The following is a 17884-nucleotide window of genomic DNA, read 5'->3' as shown; positions in this document are numbered from 1 at the left end:
GCGTCTACCTGGTGATATGGCACTGGTTGCAGGCATCGGGACCGTAAGGCCCGGCGCCCATGGATTCGTGGCAGGTGATGCATTGGTCGTGGAAGGCGTTCATGCGCGGCAGCACGAGGTCGCGCGCATGGGCGTCGTGGCAGGTGCCGCACTCGCTGTAGTCTCCCTTGTACTTGGTCATGTCCACGGACTGGTGGCACTCCCGGCAACTGGAGAGATGCTTGTCGAACATGTCCTCGTGACAGGTGGCACACCGCTTGTGTCCGGCTTCGCGCATACTTGGCACGCCCTTCAGCTCCTTGCTCTTGTGGCAATTGGAGCACTTTTGCGGCTCCGGCTCGATGGATGCGTCGTGGTGGCAGTCCGTGCAGTTTTCCGCGTAGTCCTCGGTATGTTCGTCATGGTTGAAGAGCAGGTTGCCGTATTCCACGTGGTGGCAGCGGATACAGTAGGACTCGTCAGGAAAGGAGTCCGCATGGTTGGTGATGAAATTCTTGTTGAAGTCCTGGGGATGGCAGGAACCGCAGGACAGTGCGCCGGTCTTGTCCGTCACCTTCATTTCCGTCCGGTCGTGATGGCACCGGGCACATTCTATCTGGTAATCCCGGTGGTGGGTCAGGTGGGAGAAGATGACCTTTCCACCCTTGTTGTTGAACAGGATACGGACCGGCATTGGCTGATGTTTGCTCGGCAGGCTGTATGCAACGGCCGCGATGATCACGAGGATAACAGCTGTTAAAAGTACCGGTAATGTTTTGTTTTTTGCGCGCATCGTCCCTCTCCGCCGCACGCGTGCGGCAGTTCATAAGCCTTTTCAGGGTTCCGGGCCCGTGGGCGGCATGGTGCCGCCCACGGGTGGATTTCAAGTTGCTTTACTTAGGCATGATGGCCCAGCTTGGCACGGAGTTCAGGTCCACGCCCCAGAGAACCGGGAGGATGTAGACGACGAAGCCCGTGATCAGGATGGTGCCTATGATGTTAAGCCACACTCCAGCCTTGGCCATTTGCTTGATGGTAACGCATCCGCTGCCGAACACAACGGCGTTCGGCGGTGTGGCCACCGGGAGCATGAATGCGTAGGAGGCAGCCACGCATGCCGCCACGATGGTGGCGAAGGGGTGGACGCCCATGGCGATGGCCGCACTGCCCATGATGGGTACCAGCAGGGTGGCGGTCGCCGTGTTGGAGGTGATTTCCGTCAGGAAGATGGTGATCAACACCACCACGCCGACGAAGATGAGCATGCTTGCACCCTCGAGCGCGCCCAGCTGGGAGGCGATGTACCCCGCCAGGCCCGTCTTGGCGAAACCGTTGGCAATGGCCAGGCCGCCGCCGAAGAGCAGGATGACGTCCCAGGGAATCTTGACTGCGGTTTTCCAATCAAGAAGGAACTGTCCCTTCTTGAAGTCGGTGGGGATGCAGAACAGGATCAGTGCGCCGAGAATACCGATGGTGGCATCGGCCACATACTTGAAGTGGGGCATGATATCGAGGACGAAAGAAGACTTGGCCATGAAGCCGCGGGCCAGCCAGAAGGTGGCCATGAAACAGCCCACGGCAACGATCTTCTTTTCTTCGCTGCTCATGGGGCCGAGCTTCTTTACTTCCTCTTCGATGATCTTGGCGCCGCCCGCCAGTTCCATGTCGCCGGTGTTGAAGAGCACCTTGGTCAGCAGGAACCAGGCAATGGCCAGGGTAATGGCCGACAGGGGCACGCCGAACATCATCCACTGGCCGAAGCCGATGGTGACGCCGAACATCTTTTCGACCATACCGGCCATGACGGTGTTCGGAGGGGTGCCGATGATGGTGGCCACGCCGCCGATGGAGGCCGCGTAGGCGATACCGAGCATCAGCGCTCGGCCGAAGTTGAACTCGGGACCGACGTTGTTGATGCTGTCACGCAGGTGTTCGGACGAAAAGCCGGTGGCCTGCTGGATGACGGCCAGCCCGATGGGCACCATCATCATGGCCGTGGCGGTATTGGATACCCACATGGACAAAAACGCAGTGGCCAGCATGAAGCCGAGAGTCATCTTGGCCGGGCTGGTGCCGATGGCCTTGATGGTGTACAGCGCCACGCGGCGGTGCAGGTTCCACCGCTCCATGGTCACGGCCAGGAAGAAGCCGCCCATGAAGAGGTAGATCAGATGGTTTGCGTACGGCGCGGTGGACGCCGACGATTTCATTACCCCCAGCAGGGGGAAGAGAGCGATGGGAAGAAGTGAAGTGGCCGGAATGGGGATCGCTTCCGTGATCCACCATATGGCCATCAGGGCAGTGACGGCAGCCACATGCCACGCCTCGACCTTCATGCCGGTCGGAACCGGGAGGACAAGCATCAGGACAAAGACAATGGGCCCTAGGAAAAACCCGATTCGCCTGCCCTTTCCAGAATCAGCCTGTGAACTCATACTGCAATTCCTCGTCGTTTCTACATCTTGGAATGGACCGCAACCCCAGTTGACACTCTGGGATGATCCCGGGCGGCAACCCATTGCCTCCGCCCGGGATCATTATATTTATATTCCGAGATGATAGGTTTCTACGAAAGCGCCTACCCGTTTGCCGGAAGCGGCGATGCGTTCCCGGAGCTGGCTCTTGTAACTATCCAGATCAAGCTGCTTGCGGGCAACGCCGCCTTCCATGGCCGCCTTGGCCACGGCCACGGAGACATACTCGATGAGTCGCAGATCCAGGGCCTTGGGGATGACGTAGTCCGGCCCGAATTCGAGCTTGTCCACGCCGAACGCCTTGCACACGTATTCGGGGGCTTCGGTCTTGGCCAGATCGGCCAGGGCCTGGGCCGCAGCTATCTTCATTTCTTCGGTAATGGCGGTGGCCCCGCAATCAAGCGCACCGCGGAAGATGAAGGGGAAGCCGAGCACGTTGTTCACCTGGTTCGGGAAGTCGGAACGGCCGGTACCCATGATGCAATCCGGGCGGGCCTCCTTGGCTTCGTCGTAGGTGATCTCCGGGTCCGGGTTGGCGCAGGCGAAGATGATCGGGCAGTTGTCGCTCATGGACTTGACCATTTCCTTGGTGACGATGCCGCCCTTGGACAGGCCCAGGAAGCAGTCGGCGCCGACCATGGCCTCGGCCAGGGAGCCGTATGCCTTTTCGGTTGCGTACTGCTGCTTGAACTCGTTCAGGTCCGTGCGGGACTTGTTGATGTGCCCGCTGGAGTCGAACATGGCGATGTTCTCGAACTTCACGCCCATGTTCCGGTACAGGTTGGTGCAGGCGATGGCCGCCGCGCCGGCGCCGGAGATGACCACGCGCAGGTCCTCGGCCTTCTTGCCGGAGATTTCGAGCGCGTTCATCATGCCTGCGGCGGTGACGATGGCGGTGCCGTGCTGGTCGTCATGGAACACCGGAATATTCATTTCCTTTTTCAGCTTCTCTTCGATGTAGAAGCACTCCGGAGCCTTGATGTCTTCCAGGTTGATACCGCCGAAGGTCGGCTCCAGGGCCTTGACCACTTCGCACAGCGCATCCGGATCGGTGACGTTCAGGTCGATGTCGTAGACGTCCACATCGCCGAAAACCTTGAACAGGACTCCCTTGCCCTCCATGACCGGCTTGCCAGCCAAGGGGCCGATGTTGCCCAGGCCGAGCACGGCGGTACCGTTGGAGACGACACCGACCAGATTCCCCTTGCCGGTGTATTCGTAAACGAGTTCGGGGTTGGCATGAATGGCTTTGCACGCCTCGGCAACGCCGGGGCTGTATGCCATGGAAAGATGCTTCTGGGTGACGCACGGTTTGACCGGGACGACCTCAACCTTACCCTTTCTCCCTATGGAGTGGTAGGCTAGGGCCTCCTCTTTGGTGAATAATGCCATTGGTATCTCCTTGTGGTTGGTTTCCGTTATTCGATGCCTGCGGCCTTGAGGTCCGGCACGGCGTACAGCTCGCCGCCGTGGGAGTCATTGATGACCAGCAGGGGGAATTCCTTGACCGTAAGTTCGCGGATGGCTTCGGGGCCGAGCTCGTCAAAGGCGATGACCTTGGCCGCGGTAATGGAATTGGAGAGCAGGGCTCCGGCTCCACCGGTGGCGCCGAAGTAGACGCAGGTATAGTCCTGCATCGCCTTGCGGGTGGGCTCGTCGCGCTTGCCCTTGCCGATGGTAGCCTTCAGGCCCAGGCTGTAGAGCCGGGGGGCAAAGGAATCCATGCGGTAGCTGGTGGTGGGCCCTGCGGAGCCGATGGGACGACCCTCGGGAGCCGGGCTGGGACCGACGTAGTAGATGGCCGTTCCCTTGAGATCAAAGGGCAGATCCTTACCCTGGTCCAGCAGGTCCACCAGTTTCTTGTGGGCCGCGTCGCGGGCGGTATAGATGGTGCCGGAGAGGAAGACCACGTCGCCAGCCTTGAGCTGGGCCATGTCTTCATCGGTAAGCGGAGTGTTCAGTTTGTATTCTGCCATTAGAGTACGACCTCCTCGTGCCGCTGGGAGTGGCACTGGACGTTGACGGCCAGAGGCAGGCTCGCCAGGTGGCAGGGTTCCATGGTGATCTTGACGCCGAGGACCGTAGTCTTGCCGCCCAGGCCCATGGGGCCGATGCCGAGCTTGTTGATGGCTTCGTAGAGCTCTTTTTCCAGGGCCGCGATTTTGGGATCGGGATGGGTATCGTCCAGCTTGCGGGTCAGCGATTTCTTGGCGATCTTGGCGGCGTGCTCGAAGGTGCCGCCGATGCCGATGCCGATGACCGTGGGCGGGCACGGATTGGGACCGGCCTCGGCCACGCGGTTGATGACGAACTTCTTGATGCCTTCCCATCCCTGGGCCGGGGCGAGCATGGTGACGCGGGACATGTTCTCCGCGCCGCCGCCCTTGGCCATGTAGGTGATCTTGAGCTTGTCGCCGGGCACGATATCCACGTGGATCACGGCCGGGGTGCCGTCGCCGGTATTGGCCCGGGTCAGCGGGTCACAGGCGGACTTGCGCAGGTAGCCGTCCGCATAGCCCTTGCGGGTGCCTTCGTTGATGGCCTCGGTAAGGTTGCCCTCCACAAAGACCTGGTCGCCCATCTCCACGAAGTAGACCGCGAGCCCACAGTCCTGACACAGGGGAAGTTTGGTGTTGAGGGAGAGATCGGCATTCTCCAGGAGCTGACGGAGCACCTCCTTGGCCGAAGGACTGGTTTCCTCGGCCATTGCCTGCTCGATCTTGTTGCGGACGTCGTCCGGCAACTCGGTGTTGCCCTTGATGCACATGTTGGCCACGGCATCGACAATGTCTGAAGCTTTGATAGTACGCATAGCCACCTACTTTTTCTTGAAGAGGTCCTTGAGGGCGGTAATACCCATCTTCCGCCGGAGAAAACCGAGCTGGTTTTGCAGGGGCAGGTTCTTGGGGCAAACATCTTCACAGGCCAACAGACCCATGCAACCGAAGATGCCCTCATCATTGCCGATTATTTCGTAATATTCCTTGTCGGTCCGTTCGTCACGGGGGTCGACGAGGAAACGTGCGACGCGATTCAGCCCGGCGGCTCCCATGAAATCGCTGCGCAACCGGGCGGTGCCGCAGGCCGACACGCAGCAGCCGCATTCGATGCACCGTTCCAGTTCGTAGATATCCTCGGCCACCGAGTTGTCCATGCGCTCCTCTTCCTTTGAGGGATCAAAGGCTTTGGAGGTGTGAATCCATGACTCGGTTTTGGTGTACATTTCACGAAACCATACACCAGTATCAACAGACAAGTCGCCGATAAGTTTGAAGATTGGCAGCGGGTGCAGAATGATCTTGTCGGGCAGGTCCTTGGTCTTGGTCTGGCAGGCCAAGTTGGGACGCCCGTTGATGACCATGGCGCATGCGCCGCAGATGCCGGCGCGGCAGCAGAAGTCGAAGACCAGACTGGGGTCCTGTTCTTCGCGCAGCCTGTTCAGAGCGATGAACAGCGTCATGTTCGGTTTTTCTTCAAGGGTATACTGCTGCATGTGCGGCAGTTCTCCCTTTCGCTCGGGATTGTACCGGAATATCTCGAAGGTCAGTTGTCTATCCATGGTAGGGTCCTCTTGTCGTCGCGGTTACTACTTTTTGCCTATTTCGGTGACGGGGCTCGGGACGGTGCGCTCCTTCACGTATTTGGCGTCGGCGGGAATGATCTTGCCGCCGCCGTAGCCGCGGTCGCCCGGAGGCAGTTCGAACAGCGGAGTGGTGTCCTCGTAGACGAGTTCCGGCATGTCCGCGCCCTCGCGCCAGTAGGCCAGGGTCCGGTTCAGCCATTCCTTGTCGTTGCGCGCCGGGAAGTCCTCGCGGTTGTGCGAGCCGCGCGACTCGGTCCGTTGCAGCGCCGCCTGGGCGATGCACATGGCGAGGCGGACCTGGCCTTCGAGCTTAAGGGCCGCAGCCAGCTCGAAGTTGGCGCCCGCGCCGTCGGAAACCAAGCCGACCTTGCGGGATTTTTCCAGGGTGCCCTGGAGGACCTGGACGGTCTCTTCGAGGTCCTTCTGGTTGCGGAAGACGAAGCAGCCCTTCATGAGCGCTTCCTGCATCTCGTTGCGCACGTGGTAGACGTTGAGGTGGCCGTTGCGGCCGCTGATCAGGTCGTCGATGCGCTTCTTCTGCTTGTTGACGGCGTCATTGATGCTGGCGGTGTCGAAGGTGGTCTCGTGTCCCTTGAGGAACTCGACGATCTTGGCACCGATGATGCCGCCCGCGACCACGGTTTCGGCCAGGGAATTGCCGCCCAGGCGGTTGAAGCCGTGCATGTCCCAGCAGGCGGCCTCGCCTGCGGAGAAGAGGCCCTTGAGTCCGTAGACCGCGCCGTCCTTGTTGGTGCGGATGCCAGCCATGGTGTAGTGCTGGGTGGGACGCACCGGGATGAGCTGGGTGCGGGGATCCACGCCCAGGAAGTGGTGGCATATCTCGTCCACTTCGCGCAGCTTGGTGGAGATGTGTTTGTCGCCCAGGTGGCGGATGTCGAGCCAGAGGTGCTCGCCGTAGGGGGATTTCACACCCTTGCCGGCGCGCATGTGCTCGGTCATGCGGCGGGAGACAACGTCGCGGGAGGCCAGCTCGGCCTTTTCCGGTTCGTAGATGTGCATGAACCGCTCTTCGTTGACATCAAGGAGGGTTCCGCCGTCGCCGCGGCAGCCCTCGGTGACCAGAATGTCGGTCGGGACGATGCCGGTGGGGTGGAACTGAATGGATTCCGGGTTGCCGATGGGTACTACGCCGGTATCGTGGGCGATGACGTGGCCGCCGCCGTCACAGATGACCGCATTGGTGGTGGCCTTGTAGATACGGCCGAAACCGCCGGTGCAGATGGCGGTGGCCTTGGCCAGGAAGACTTCCAGCTTGCCGGTGCGCAGGCAGCGGACCACGGCACCCTTGCAGGTGTCGCCGTCGTGGATCAGGGAGATGGCTTCCTTTTTATCAAAGACATTGATGCCGAGCTGGGCGCAGCGGTTGTCCATGGTGCACATGACCGCGTGGCCGGTGCCGTCCGAGGTGTAGCAAGTGCGCCACTTGGCGGTGCCGCCGAAGGAACGGGCCGTGATCAGCCCCTCTTTTTCTTCCTTCTCATATTTTTCGAATTTTTCACCGCCCTTGAAGTAGAAGGACTTGCCGGGCACGACACGGTTCCACGGTACCCCCCAGTGGGCCAGACGGCGCATTTCGATGGGAGCGGCATTGGCAAAGAGCCGGGCCACTTCCTGATCGCAGCCCCAGTCCGAGCCTTTGACCGTGTCGATGAAGTGAATGTCCGTGTTGTCGCCCTCACCCTTGGCACAGTTGCCGAGAGCTGCCTGCATACCACCCTGTGCGGCGGAGGAGTGGGAGCGCCGCGCCGGGACAATGGACAGGCATGTGGCCGTGAATCCGTTTTGCGCGGCTTCGCAGGCAACGCGCTCACCGGCGAGGCCTGCGCCTATGACCAGAAGATCGGAAAAGTATGTTTGCATGACGTATACCTCTTTAGCCGAACATTAAGAAGCGGATCAGGGTAATGATCCCGATGACCATGAAGATGGTGAACAGGGTCGACTCGAAGCGCTTGAACCCGTGCCTCTGCTCGGCCTTCACAAAGCCCCATTTGACGCCGATGCGGTAGAAACCAACGCTGACGTGGAGTTCCACGCTCGGCAGCAGAACCATGTAGAAGACGAACCACCAGAAGTGCTGCATACGCGCAGCCGACTTGGCGGCGGTGATGGGCAGGTCGTTCAGGACCACCCACATGTGGATCGATCCCAGGATGAGGATGATCATGGCCGTCACCGCCTGAACCACCCACAACCAAGTGTCGCGGTGCTTCATCATCTTGGCGTGCTGCAGGATGGTGGACTGTCCTTCCACCCGGAAGGGAATCTTGCGCGCGGCCAGTCCGAAGTGGACCAGGAATGTGAGGAAGATCAGCGGTCCGCCAACCTGTGCCATGTACGTCGATTCGAAGAATTCGGCGATGGCGTTCATGAGGTTGGGCGAGATGACCACCGAGGAAACGAGCAGCATGTGACACCACATGAAAAGGATCAAGCTCGCTCCCGTCAGCATCTGCAGCCAGTCGAGACTGGCATCGTAGCGGGATGCGCCTGGGACGGATGATGTGTAGGTTTTCATCATGTTACACCTGTGGTTCTAGATTGTAGAAATCTGCTGGAACGGATTCTCCCTGCGCCACACCTATTGCGCATTGGCGGGAGCGGACCGGTCCCGGCTCTGCCTTGTCCCAACGTGTACCCATAGCCCCTGTACAAGTTGGGGCAAGAATGGATCGCAACGATAGACGTAAAGCAATGGCTGTACCACTTTGCAAAAGTCGTAACATGCTGATTTTATAGCGCTCTAATATGCTGCGACAATGGCCATCGGCGGAAATCCGCCGATGGCTCCAGAATGGGGTGGCGGAAATCCGCCGATCAGATTGACCGTCCAGTCAAAGTTGGGAATTGGTACTATTTTTGACCTTGGGAAAGGGAAAAACCGGGAAGGGGCGCAGTTTCTGGCTTGGAAGGAATTTTGCCCCCTTTGGCCGGTGATGGGCCAAAGGGGGCAAAAGAGGTTTCGGCGGATTTCGGCCGCTTACTCCACGCGCTTCAGATTGTACTTGGCCATTTTTTCATTGAGCGTGCGCCGGGGAATCTTGAGATCCGCAATGACCTTCTGGATGTTGCCCTTGTTGCGCAGGATGGATTCATGGATGAGGTGGCGCTCGAAGAGGCAGACCTGTTCGCGCAGCGGGATGGTCGATTCCCTACGGTCCACATTGGTGCCGGAGAGCAGCTTGGGCAGGCGCACCTCGGGCGGCAGGGAGGAGAGCACGTATCGTGCGGCAAGGCTCTTGAGTTCCCGCACGTTGCCGGGCCAGTCGTAGGCCATCATGGCCGCCAGTCCTTCCGGTCCCGGGGGTTCCGCCTCCTGGCCGTAGGTATCTGCCGCACGCTCCAGGAAGAAGGAGAAGAGCAGGGGAATGTCGCTCTTGCGCATACGCAGGGGGGGCACGGCCATCTCCACGGTATTTATGCGGAAGTAGAGGTCCTCGCGCAGCTTGCCCTCGGTGATGGCCGCCCGCGGATTGACGTTCATGGTGGAAATGAGCCGGAAGTTCACCGGACGCGAGGTATTGGACCCCAGCGGCGTGATCTCCCGCATCTCCAGGGCGCGCAGCAGCTTGCCCTGCACGTCGAGGGGCATGGAGTTGAGTTCGTCGAGAAAAAGGGTGCCGCCGTTCGCGGCTTCCAGCTTGCCGATGCGCTTGCCCTGCGCACCGGTAAAGGCGCCGCCCACGTGGCCGAAGAGTTCGCTCTCCGCCATATTGACCGGAATGGCCGCGCAGTTGAGCGCCATGTACGGCCCTGATTCCAGCTTGCTCAGGTTGTGGATGGAGCGGGCGATGACCTCCTTGCCGGTGCCTGTTTCGCCGATGATCAGGATATTGGCGATGGTCGGGGCCACGTTGTTGATTTCCTTCTTGAGGGTCAGCATGGCCGGGCTGGTACCCACCAGCCGGGAGTCGATGCCGCTGCATCCCTCCAGGGCACGTTTGAGGCCCCGGTTCTCAAGGATCAGCCGCCGCTTTTCCAGGGCGCGCTTGACGGTCTCGATGATCTGTTCCGGGTCAAAGGGTTTTTCCACGAAGTCGTAGGCACCGTCCTGAATGGCACGCACGGCCATGGCGATATCCCCGTGGCCCGTAAAGAGTACCACCGGGATGGAGGAGTCGATTTCACCGACTTTCTTTTGCAGTTCCAGGCCGTCCATGCCGGGCATCTTGACGTCGGAAAGGACGATTCCCTCGAACTCCGGGGTGATGTGGTGCAGGGCCGTGGGCGCGTCGCCGAAGTCGCGGACCTTGAAGTCCGAGAGTTCCAGCCATTGTCGGGCGGAATCGCGCACCGACTGTTCGTCGTCAACCAGAATGACCTGGCGCATTGTTGTCTCCCTCGGATTTCCGGGTATGGGCCAGGGGGATGTGCACGAAGAATTCGGCCCCTCTGTCCGCCCGATTGGTGGCGCGGAAATCGCCGTTCATGTCCTTGATGATCTTGTACGAAATGGAAAGGCCGAGACCAACGCCGCTTCCTTCCTTTTTGGTGGTGACAAAGGGCTCGAATATCCGTTTGTCCACCGAGGCGTCGATGCCGGGGCCGTTGTCCCACACATGGATCTTGGCTCTCTCCTTGACCCGCCGCAGGCTGACGCCGATGAGGGCGTCCTTGGTGTCCTGCATGGCGTCCAGGGCGTTGCGGAAAAGATTGATGAGCACCTGCTCCATGTGCACGCGGTTGCCCACCACATAGACGGGGTCGTCGGTCAGGTAGAGCTCCAGGCGGCACCCCTCAATGTGGAACTGGTGCTCCATGAGGGTCAGGGATTCCTGAATGGCCAGCCGGAGATCGAACGCGTTCTTTTTGTCCTGCGACTTTCGGGCAAAGGACTTGAGCTGGCCCGTCACCGTGCCCATGCGGTCGCCCAGTTCCGATATCTTGACCAGGGTGGAGTCCACGTCCGCCAGTCTGTCCCGCTTGAGCATCAGGCGGCAGGAGGCCACATACGTCTTCACGGCGGCAATGGGCTGGTTCAGCTCATGAGTAATGGCCGCCGCCATTTCGCCCAGGGCGGCCAGCTTGCCCGCCTGCACCAGTTCCTCCTGGGCCGCGCGCAGTTCGTGTTCGGTCCGTTTGCGCTCCTCCACTTCCTCTTCCAGCTTGGTGTTGATGGATCGGATGCGGTCCGCCTCCATGGCCTGGATGCGCGATATCTGCCGCTGGCTCCGCTCGCGCAGGAAGAAGCGGGTCAGCACAGCCAGCCCGAGGATGACGAAGGTGGTCAGCGAGATACCGAGGGTCCGTTCCCAGAGCTGCCCCTGGGGCATGAGGTAGCTGATGGTCCACTTCATGCCGGGAATGTTGCGGCTTTTTTCCAGAAACCGCTCCTTGCCGATGGTCACTTCCTTGGTGGAGGCGAGCCGAATGGCCGTATGGAGACGCAGGGGGTAGAGCTTGACCTCCGGGAACTGGAGTTTCTCGTGGATGTTTCTCAACACCTGGGCCGAGAGCGGGGCCAGGGTACGGTATTTCCACTCCGGGCGGCTGGCCAGGACGATGATGCCGTGAATGTCGGACACGAAGAGGGTCTCGCCGCCCTCCTGCCAGATGGATTCCAGCGGAGAGAGGACGATCTTGGCCACGGCCACGCCGACGATCCGGCCGTTGCTCCGTACCGGGTGGGAGATGTAATAGCCCGGGTTCCCGGCGGTGACGCCCACGCCGTAGAAGCGTCCCTGTTTTCCTTCCATGGCGTCGATGAAATAGGGGCGAAACGAGAGGTCCAGCCCGATGAAGGAGTTCTCCTTGCGCCAGTTGCTGGCCGAGGTGACGATGCCCTTGGTATTGAGCACGTAAACCACGGTGGACCCGGCGATGGAGTTGGCCTCCTCCAGAAAGCGATTTACCTGATCCGCGTTGTCCGCACCGTGCAACATGCGCGAGACGATGCCCGCCTCGGCAATGAGGTAGGGCAGGTATTCATATTTTTTTAGCTCCGCCAGCAGAGTGCTTTCGTAGAGATTGAGTCGCTCGTTGGAGACGCCTTCGAACTCGTCGAGATAGTCGTATTGGACCAGCACGCCGACGCCCAGCGGGATACCGGCCAGGAACAGGACATAGACCAGTATCGTCAGGATGCGGGGTGATGTGAGCTTGCTGAGCATGGTGGTGTAACTGTCCTTTTTCTTATGCAAAAAACGATATAGGCGGAAATCCGCTTATTTCTCAAGTGCTCCGACATTAATTTTACCAGGTTGAGCATGATAGTTCATTGGTTTTATACACTTTATGCTGCAAACTTAATTTATCTCGCTTCGTAAAATTAGCAAAAAGGATACCAATTTCATTGGGGAAAATTTCTGGTTTCCGCCACGGAGCTGTTCGGGTCGAACCAGATGGCCGCTACTTTAGGGTGGTGTGCTTTGAGAAATTTTCGTCCCTTGTCCGGGCCCATGATGAATAGTGTTGTGGCCAGGGCGTCGGCCATTTCCGCGCTTTCGGCAATGACAGTGGTGCCGATGGAGGCATGGGCCGAGTCGAGGGTGGCCGGGTTGATGATGTGGTGTCTCCGTTCGGTGTGCCCTCCCTGTTCCCGGGTGACGAACTGTTGGTAGTCGCCCGACCCGCAAATGCCCTTTTCCCGCAGGGAGACGGTGGCGTACAGATTCTTGCTGCGCGGGTGTCGGATGCCGATCTTCCATTCCCGGTCGCCGAAGCAGTACAGGTCGCCACCGGCTTCGACGATGCCGCTACGCACTCCGTGTTGTCTGAGCAGGGCGACCGTGGCGTCGATGACGGTCCCCTTGGCGATGCCGCCCATGTCCAGCGCCATGCCCGGCAGTTCCAGCCGGACTGAACCTTCCTTCTCATTTAAAGCCACCTTACGGTAGTTTACCAGCGCACGTTTACCGTCGGCCAGTGACGGGGCCAGCGCGTAATAAAAATCCGCCGTGGTCAGCGCGCCCACCGTGGGGTCGAAGACGCCGTCCGATTCGCGGCTGATTTGCAGCGCGCGCTGGATGAGCCTGAAGGCGCGGGGCGTGGGGCGTATCCAGCCATGCCCGGCAGCGGCATTGATTCGATGTATGGAGCTGTCCGGACTGCGGAAATCGAAATCCGCCTGCATGGCGTGCATGGCGTCCATGGCCCGGTTGGAAGCGTTTTCGGCCCCTTGTCGGCTTTCGGCCTCCAGGGTGAGGTGGACGATGGTGCCCATGGCAACGCCGGTAAAGCGGTAAAAGGCGTCCTTTTCTCCCCCCGGACGCGCCGCATCCAGCACGGCCAGCCCTGGTGCGGTCAGCAGCACGGCCAGAATCAGGGCAAGTGCCGTGGAAGATCGCCGTCCGAAATGGCCGCGCACGTGCAGCGCGACACCTGCCAGAGGCACGCTGCAGAGTGCCCCGGCCAGTGCGACCAGTTGCAGGGGCGGGGCCACGGCATGGAGCGAAGGCAACAGCCAGCCGCCCAGCAGTGGCCCAAGCAGAAAACCAACCCCGGCCGAGAGTTGTGCCGCGCCGAAGAACCGCCCCCTGTGTGGTGAGAGCGCTGCGGTCAAGGCCATGGACGCGGGGATGGATATGGCCGACCCCAACCCCATCACCGCACCGGCCAGCCCGAACTGCCAGTCCGTATTCGAGCCGCCGAGGGCGAACATTCCGGCCGCGCTGAGCAACATGCCCAAAACGGTCAATCCTTCCCGGCTGACGTTTCGAAAGCATCGCTGCACCACGGGCAGGAGCAGGGTCGTCGCCAGCCCCGGCATGGCAAAGAGCAGAGCCACGCGCATTCCCCGGCCGAGCAGGGTCGTCAGCAGGATGGGATAGAAGGCGGCCAGAAAACCGATGCCCAGCGTGCGCCCTGCCACAGCCGCGAACAGCGCGGCAGGATGTACCCCGGGTTTTGCCGTAGTGGGTGCATCCTTGGGCGTGGCCGTCCGCAGCCCGGCTGGCAGCAGTAGAAAGGCGGCCAGCGCGGCCAGCCCCATGCAGCTGGCGACGGCGATGAGCACCGGGCCGGGCTGCCGGTTCAGATAGAGCAGGCCGCCCAGGAGCGGGCCGGCGAACATGGCGAGGCCGAAGGTCATGGCCTGGATCGCAAAATAGCGGGACAGGGTTCTGTCTTCCGCCTGGCTGCCCAGGGCGGCCAGGGCCACGGGCCGGTGCAGGCCGGAGAGCAGGCCGAGCAGGAATTGAACCGCGTATAGTCCGCCTGTTCCCGGGACGACTGAATATAGTAATGGTGCGAGCGCCCCCAGCACCGGCACGCCGACCAGCAGGGGCCGGGGGCCGAAGCGGTCTGCAAACATGCCGCCCAGAGGTGCGGCCACGAGCTTGGCCAGATAGTATCCCGCAAAGGCGCTGCCCAGCCATGCGCCGCTTATCCGTTGGTCCAGGCTGGAAAGCGGAATGACGAAGGAGAAAAGGGCCACGGCCAAAGTGGTCAGAAACCCGCTGACAAGGATGGCGGCTGTTGCCTTGCTGCTGCCCGGGCCGGTGCCCGAATGTCCCTGCCTGTCCATCCGTCGAGTTTCTTCCATTGTCGTTTGATATCCGATGTGGGTCGTTTGGGATTCGGAAGGGTCCGGTATAGCCCCACGTCCCGTTCCAGTCAAAGGAGGGAGGGTAATTTCCCTTTGCCGGGACTTGATTTCTTCTCTAATTATGTCTGAATTGACATAATAGAAGGTTGGACCTATCCAAGTGCTTTCAACGCCTGTCCGAAACAAGCTCCCACCTTTACGGAGGTCATCATGAGCACCGAGCAGAAATTATTGGCCGCGTTTCCCGACGCAGACGGGATTCCCGAAGAGTACCGCACCATCATCCCCAAGGAATATCCCCGCTACCTTATCGACGGAGAGCTGCACGAGTGGGATGGGGAGATGCAGGATATATATTCCCCCATTTCCATAAACGACAACGGTGAGCTCAACCCCCTGCTCATCGGGCGCTGCCCGGTGCTGGATGCCGAGGCCGGACTTCGGGCGCTCAAGGCCGCAGCCGCAGCCTATGACAACGGCATGGGCCGCTGGCCGACCATGAGCGTGGCCGACCGCATTCGTCATCTGGAAGATTTTGCCTCGCGTCTGAAGGATGTCCGAGACGAAGTCGTCCGGCTGATGACTCTTGAGATCTGCAAGCCCCGGATTCAGTCCGAGGTCGAGTTCGACCGCACCGTCGAATACATCGACAATACCATCAACGCCCTCAAGGATCTGGACCGCTCCTGCTCGCGCATGGTCATCGAAAGCGGCATCTATGCCCAGATCCGTCGGGCACCGCTCGGTCCGGTGCTCTGCATGGGGCCGTACAACTATCCCTTCAACGAGACTTTCGCCACCCTGATTCCGGCTCTGATCATGGGCAACACGGCCATCGTCAAGACGCCGCGCATGGGCAAGCTGCTGCTTTCCCCCATCATCGAGGCGCTGCGGGACAGCTTCCCGCGCGGAGTGGTCAACGTGCTCTTCGGCGATCGCCGCGTGGTGCAGCCTATTCTGGAGACGGGCGGGGTCAATGTCTTGGCCTTCATCGGTTCCAGCGGTGCGGCCGATGCGCTTCGCCTGCTGCATCCGCACCCGCACCGGCTGCGCTGCGTGCTCGGCCTGGATGCCAAGAATCCCGCCTTTGTGCTGGAAACGGCGGACATGGAACTGACGGCCAAGGAGATTCTTTCCGGCAGCCTTTCCTTTAGCGGCCAGCGCTGCACGGCCATCAAGATCGTTTTTGTGCATCGCAGCCGGGCAGAAGAACTGCTGACCCGGCTTGACGAGGGTATTGCCGGACTCAAGGTCGGTATGCCGTTTGACCAGGGAGTGGATATCACCCCCATGCCAGGCAAGGGCAAGATAGAGTACCTCAAGGAGCTGGTTGACGATGCCGTGGCAAAGGGCGCACGCATTGTCAACGCGGGCGGCGGTGCCACGGCAGGCACCCTGTTCCATCCGGCCTTGTTGTACGACGTCAAACCTGACATGCGCGTCTATCAGGAGGAGCAATTCGGCCCCATCGTGCCAGTCGTGCCTTTCGATGATGAGCGTGAGCCTTTGGAATATCAGGTTAGCTCGAATTACGGTCAGCAGATGAGCATCTTCGGCAGCGATCCGGACCAGGTGGCCCGGTTCATCGACCCCATGGTCAATCAGGTCTGCCGGGTGAACATCAACAGCCAGTGCCAGCGCGGCCCGGATACCTTTCCCTTCACCGGGCGTAAGGACTCTGCCGAGGGAACCCTCTCCGTGAGCGATGCCCTGCGTTGCTTCTCAATCCGCACCTTGGTTGCGGCCAAGGGAACGGACGGCAACAAGGAGTTGATCTCACGGATATTGCGGCAGCGCAGTTCCAACTTCCTGACCACGGATTATATTCTGTAGCTCGCACCTAGCGGGACGTTTTGGAAAAGGGCGGCAACTCGGGGGAGGTCGCCCTTTTTCTCTTTTTTGGGGGGAGGAAAAGGCCAGCAGTAGCCTTGTTTGGGGGGACGGGGAGGAGAGAAGGAGAAGAGGAGAGCCGGGTTTGAAGCCGTTTGGCTTCAAAAGCCCTCCAAATGCCCTACGCGGGCGGCGCTACTTTTTGCTGGGCCAAAAAGTAGGAAAAAGGCCCTTGCGGGTAGCTTGGCCGCCTGCGTGTTACGCCGGAAGCATCCGATCCAAGCGGGACGGCTCCATCTCTGGAAAAGTATAGTGCCGTTTCTCCGCGAACAGACTGAGACTACCACCAACCTACCGGGTGGCTGACAGGAGCCGCCTTACCCGCTTGGTCGGCTGCTAACCGCCGAAACACAGGGCTGGTCTCAGCAATTAATAGCTACGCCTTCCGGCACCGAACGATTGTCTTCAGAACTTTCTCTTGCTGATATTCGGGTTCTTGCTTGCCGCAACGTCAAAGAGACAAGCTAATTAGCGGAAGCCCTGCGGGGACGCGGCTTAGAAGCTGACCAAACGGCCGGAGCGAATTTTCGCAGCCCGGCTTTTTTAGCTTCCCGCCTTGGGCCGTGGGAGCGCAGGCCGTTTGGATCAGATTCTTGGCCCGTCACCGGGGCGCTGGGCATGGCACCCCCAGAGCGCTTTTTGCTTACTTTTGGGCGCTCTGGTCCAAAAGTAAGTCGCACCTTCAGGGTGCGAAACCCGCTGACATGAATCCCGCCGGAGGCGGCTTCAATCCTGCATTTTTCTTATGTTTTTATCTTTTGTTTTCCAAAAGCAGAGAGCCGGGTTTGAAGCCGTTCGGCTTCAAAGTCCCCTCCATGCCCTGCGCGGGCGGGGGTTCTTTTTGCTGGGCCAAAAAGAACCAAAAAGGCCCTTGGGAGTAGCCTTACCGCCGACGTGTTTCGGCGGAAGCATCCGATCCAAGCGAGACGGCTCCATCTCATGAAAAGTATAGTCCCGTTTCTCCGCGAACAGACCGAGACTACCACCATCCGTCCGGGTGGCTGACAGGAGCCGCCTTACCCGCTTGGTCGGCTGCTAACCGCCGAAACACAGGGCTGGTCTCAGCGAATTAACTGCTACGCCTTCCGAGACCGGACGATTGTCTTCGGAGACTTCTTTTGCGAATGCTCAGGCTCCTGCTTGCCGCTACGACATAAAGACAAGTTCCCCTTATCTCAGCCCTGCGGGGACGCTGCTTAGAAGCTGACCAAACGGCCGAAGCGAATCTTCGCGGCCCGGCGGTTTTCTGCTTCCCGCCTTGGGCCGTGGGAGCGCAGGCCGTTTGGATCAGATTCTTTGTCCGTCACCGGGGCGAAGGGCGTGGCTCCCCAAGAGCGCTTTTTGCTTACTTTTGGGCGCTCTGGTCCAAAAGTAAGTCGCACCTTCATGGTGCGAACCCCCCTGACATGAATCCCGCCGGAGGCGGCTTCAACTTTGCCTTTCTCTTAAGTT

General features: G+C 60.2%; 12 protein-coding genes. 1 reads left to right on the top strand and 11 read right to left on the bottom strand.

Features of this window, described 5'->3' with window-relative positions; all coding sequences use genetic code 11:
- Window positions 1–4: 4 nt before the first annotated feature.
- The 11 genes from ACI0FG_RS12040 to ACI0FG_RS11990 all read right to left on the bottom strand — a co-directional run bounded on the left by ACI0FG_RS12040 (window position 5) and on the right by ACI0FG_RS11990 (window position 14539).
- Entirely contained in the window at window positions 5–772 is a 768-nt protein-coding gene (locus tag ACI0FG_RS12040; protein WP_419785245.1) for a cytochrome c3 family protein, read from the bottom strand.
- A gap of 100 nt (window positions 773–872) precedes the next feature.
- Window positions 873–2414 carry an SLC13 family permease gene (locus ACI0FG_RS12035; RefSeq protein ID WP_419785244.1) on the bottom strand — a complete coding sequence of 514 codons (1542 nt, stop codon included), beginning with the start codon at window positions 2412–2414 and terminating at the stop codon, window positions 873–875.
- Between the two features lie 108 nt (window positions 2415–2522).
- Window positions 2523–3845 (bottom strand): malic enzyme-like NAD(P)-binding protein, encoded by a 1323-nt coding sequence (locus ACI0FG_RS12030; RefSeq protein ID WP_419785243.1) that lies wholly within the window; start codon window positions 3843–3845, stop codon window positions 2523–2525.
- A gap of 26 nt (window positions 3846–3871) precedes the next feature.
- Complete coding sequence (locus ACI0FG_RS12025) at window positions 3872–4429, bottom strand: Fe-S-containing hydro-lyase (RefSeq protein WP_419785242.1); 558 nt, start codon at window positions 4427–4429, stop codon at window positions 3872–3874.
- The gene (locus ACI0FG_RS12020; RefSeq protein ID WP_419785241.1) at window positions 4429–5265 is read right to left on the bottom strand and encodes a fumarate hydratase; all 837 of its coding nucleotides are present in this window, start codon (window positions 5263–5265) and stop codon (window positions 4429–4431) included. The genes ACI0FG_RS12025 and ACI0FG_RS12020 overlap by 1 nt, the downstream gene beginning before the upstream one ends.
- A 6-nt stretch (window positions 5266–5271) precedes the next feature.
- Window positions 5272–6012, bottom strand: a complete 741-nt coding sequence (locus ACI0FG_RS12015; RefSeq protein WP_419785240.1) for a fumarate reductase iron-sulfur subunit — start codon at window positions 6010–6012, stop codon at window positions 5272–5274.
- Window positions 6013–6039: 27 nt separating this feature from the next.
- Complete coding sequence (locus tag ACI0FG_RS12010; RefSeq protein ID WP_419785239.1) at window positions 6040–7917, bottom strand: fumarate reductase flavoprotein subunit; 1878 nt, start codon at window positions 7915–7917, stop codon at window positions 6040–6042.
- Window positions 7918–7930: 13 nt separating this feature from the next.
- Window positions 7931–8575 (bottom strand): succinate dehydrogenase/fumarate reductase cytochrome b subunit, encoded by a 645-nt coding sequence (locus ACI0FG_RS12005; RefSeq protein WP_419785238.1) that lies wholly within the window; start codon window positions 8573–8575, stop codon window positions 7931–7933.
- Between the two features lie 462 nt (window positions 8576–9037).
- Window positions 9038–10387, bottom strand: coding sequence for a sigma-54-dependent transcriptional regulator (locus tag ACI0FG_RS12000; RefSeq protein WP_419785237.1), 1350 nt, complete (start codon window positions 10385–10387; stop codon window positions 9038–9040).
- On the bottom strand, window positions 10365–12167 hold the full coding sequence (locus ACI0FG_RS11995; RefSeq protein ID WP_419785236.1) for a sensor histidine kinase: 1803 nt from the start codon (window positions 12165–12167) through the stop codon (window positions 10365–10367). The genes ACI0FG_RS12000 and ACI0FG_RS11995 overlap by 23 nt, the downstream gene beginning before the upstream one ends.
- A gap of 179 nt (window positions 12168–12346) precedes the next feature.
- Entirely contained in the window at window positions 12347–14539 is a 2193-nt protein-coding gene (locus ACI0FG_RS11990; RefSeq protein ID WP_419785235.1) for an MFS transporter, read from the bottom strand.
- A 213-nt stretch (window positions 14540–14752) separates the two neighbouring features.
- On the opposite strand from ACI0FG_RS11990, the gene ACI0FG_RS11985 reads away from it, so the two are divergent.
- Window positions 14753–16375, top strand: coding sequence for an NADP-dependent glyceraldehyde-3-phosphate dehydrogenase (locus ACI0FG_RS11985; protein ID WP_419785234.1), 1623 nt, complete (start codon window positions 14753–14755; stop codon window positions 16373–16375).
- The last annotated feature ends 1509 nt before the right edge of the window (window positions 16376–17884 follow it).

This window comes from Pseudodesulfovibrio sp. 7M6, from assembly GCF_050058625.1.
Taxonomy (GTDB): domain Bacteria; phylum Desulfobacterota; class Desulfovibrionia; order Desulfovibrionales; family Desulfovibrionaceae; genus Pseudodesulfovibrio; species Pseudodesulfovibrio salinus.
This window is presented reverse-complemented; position numbering and strand designations above follow the sequence as displayed.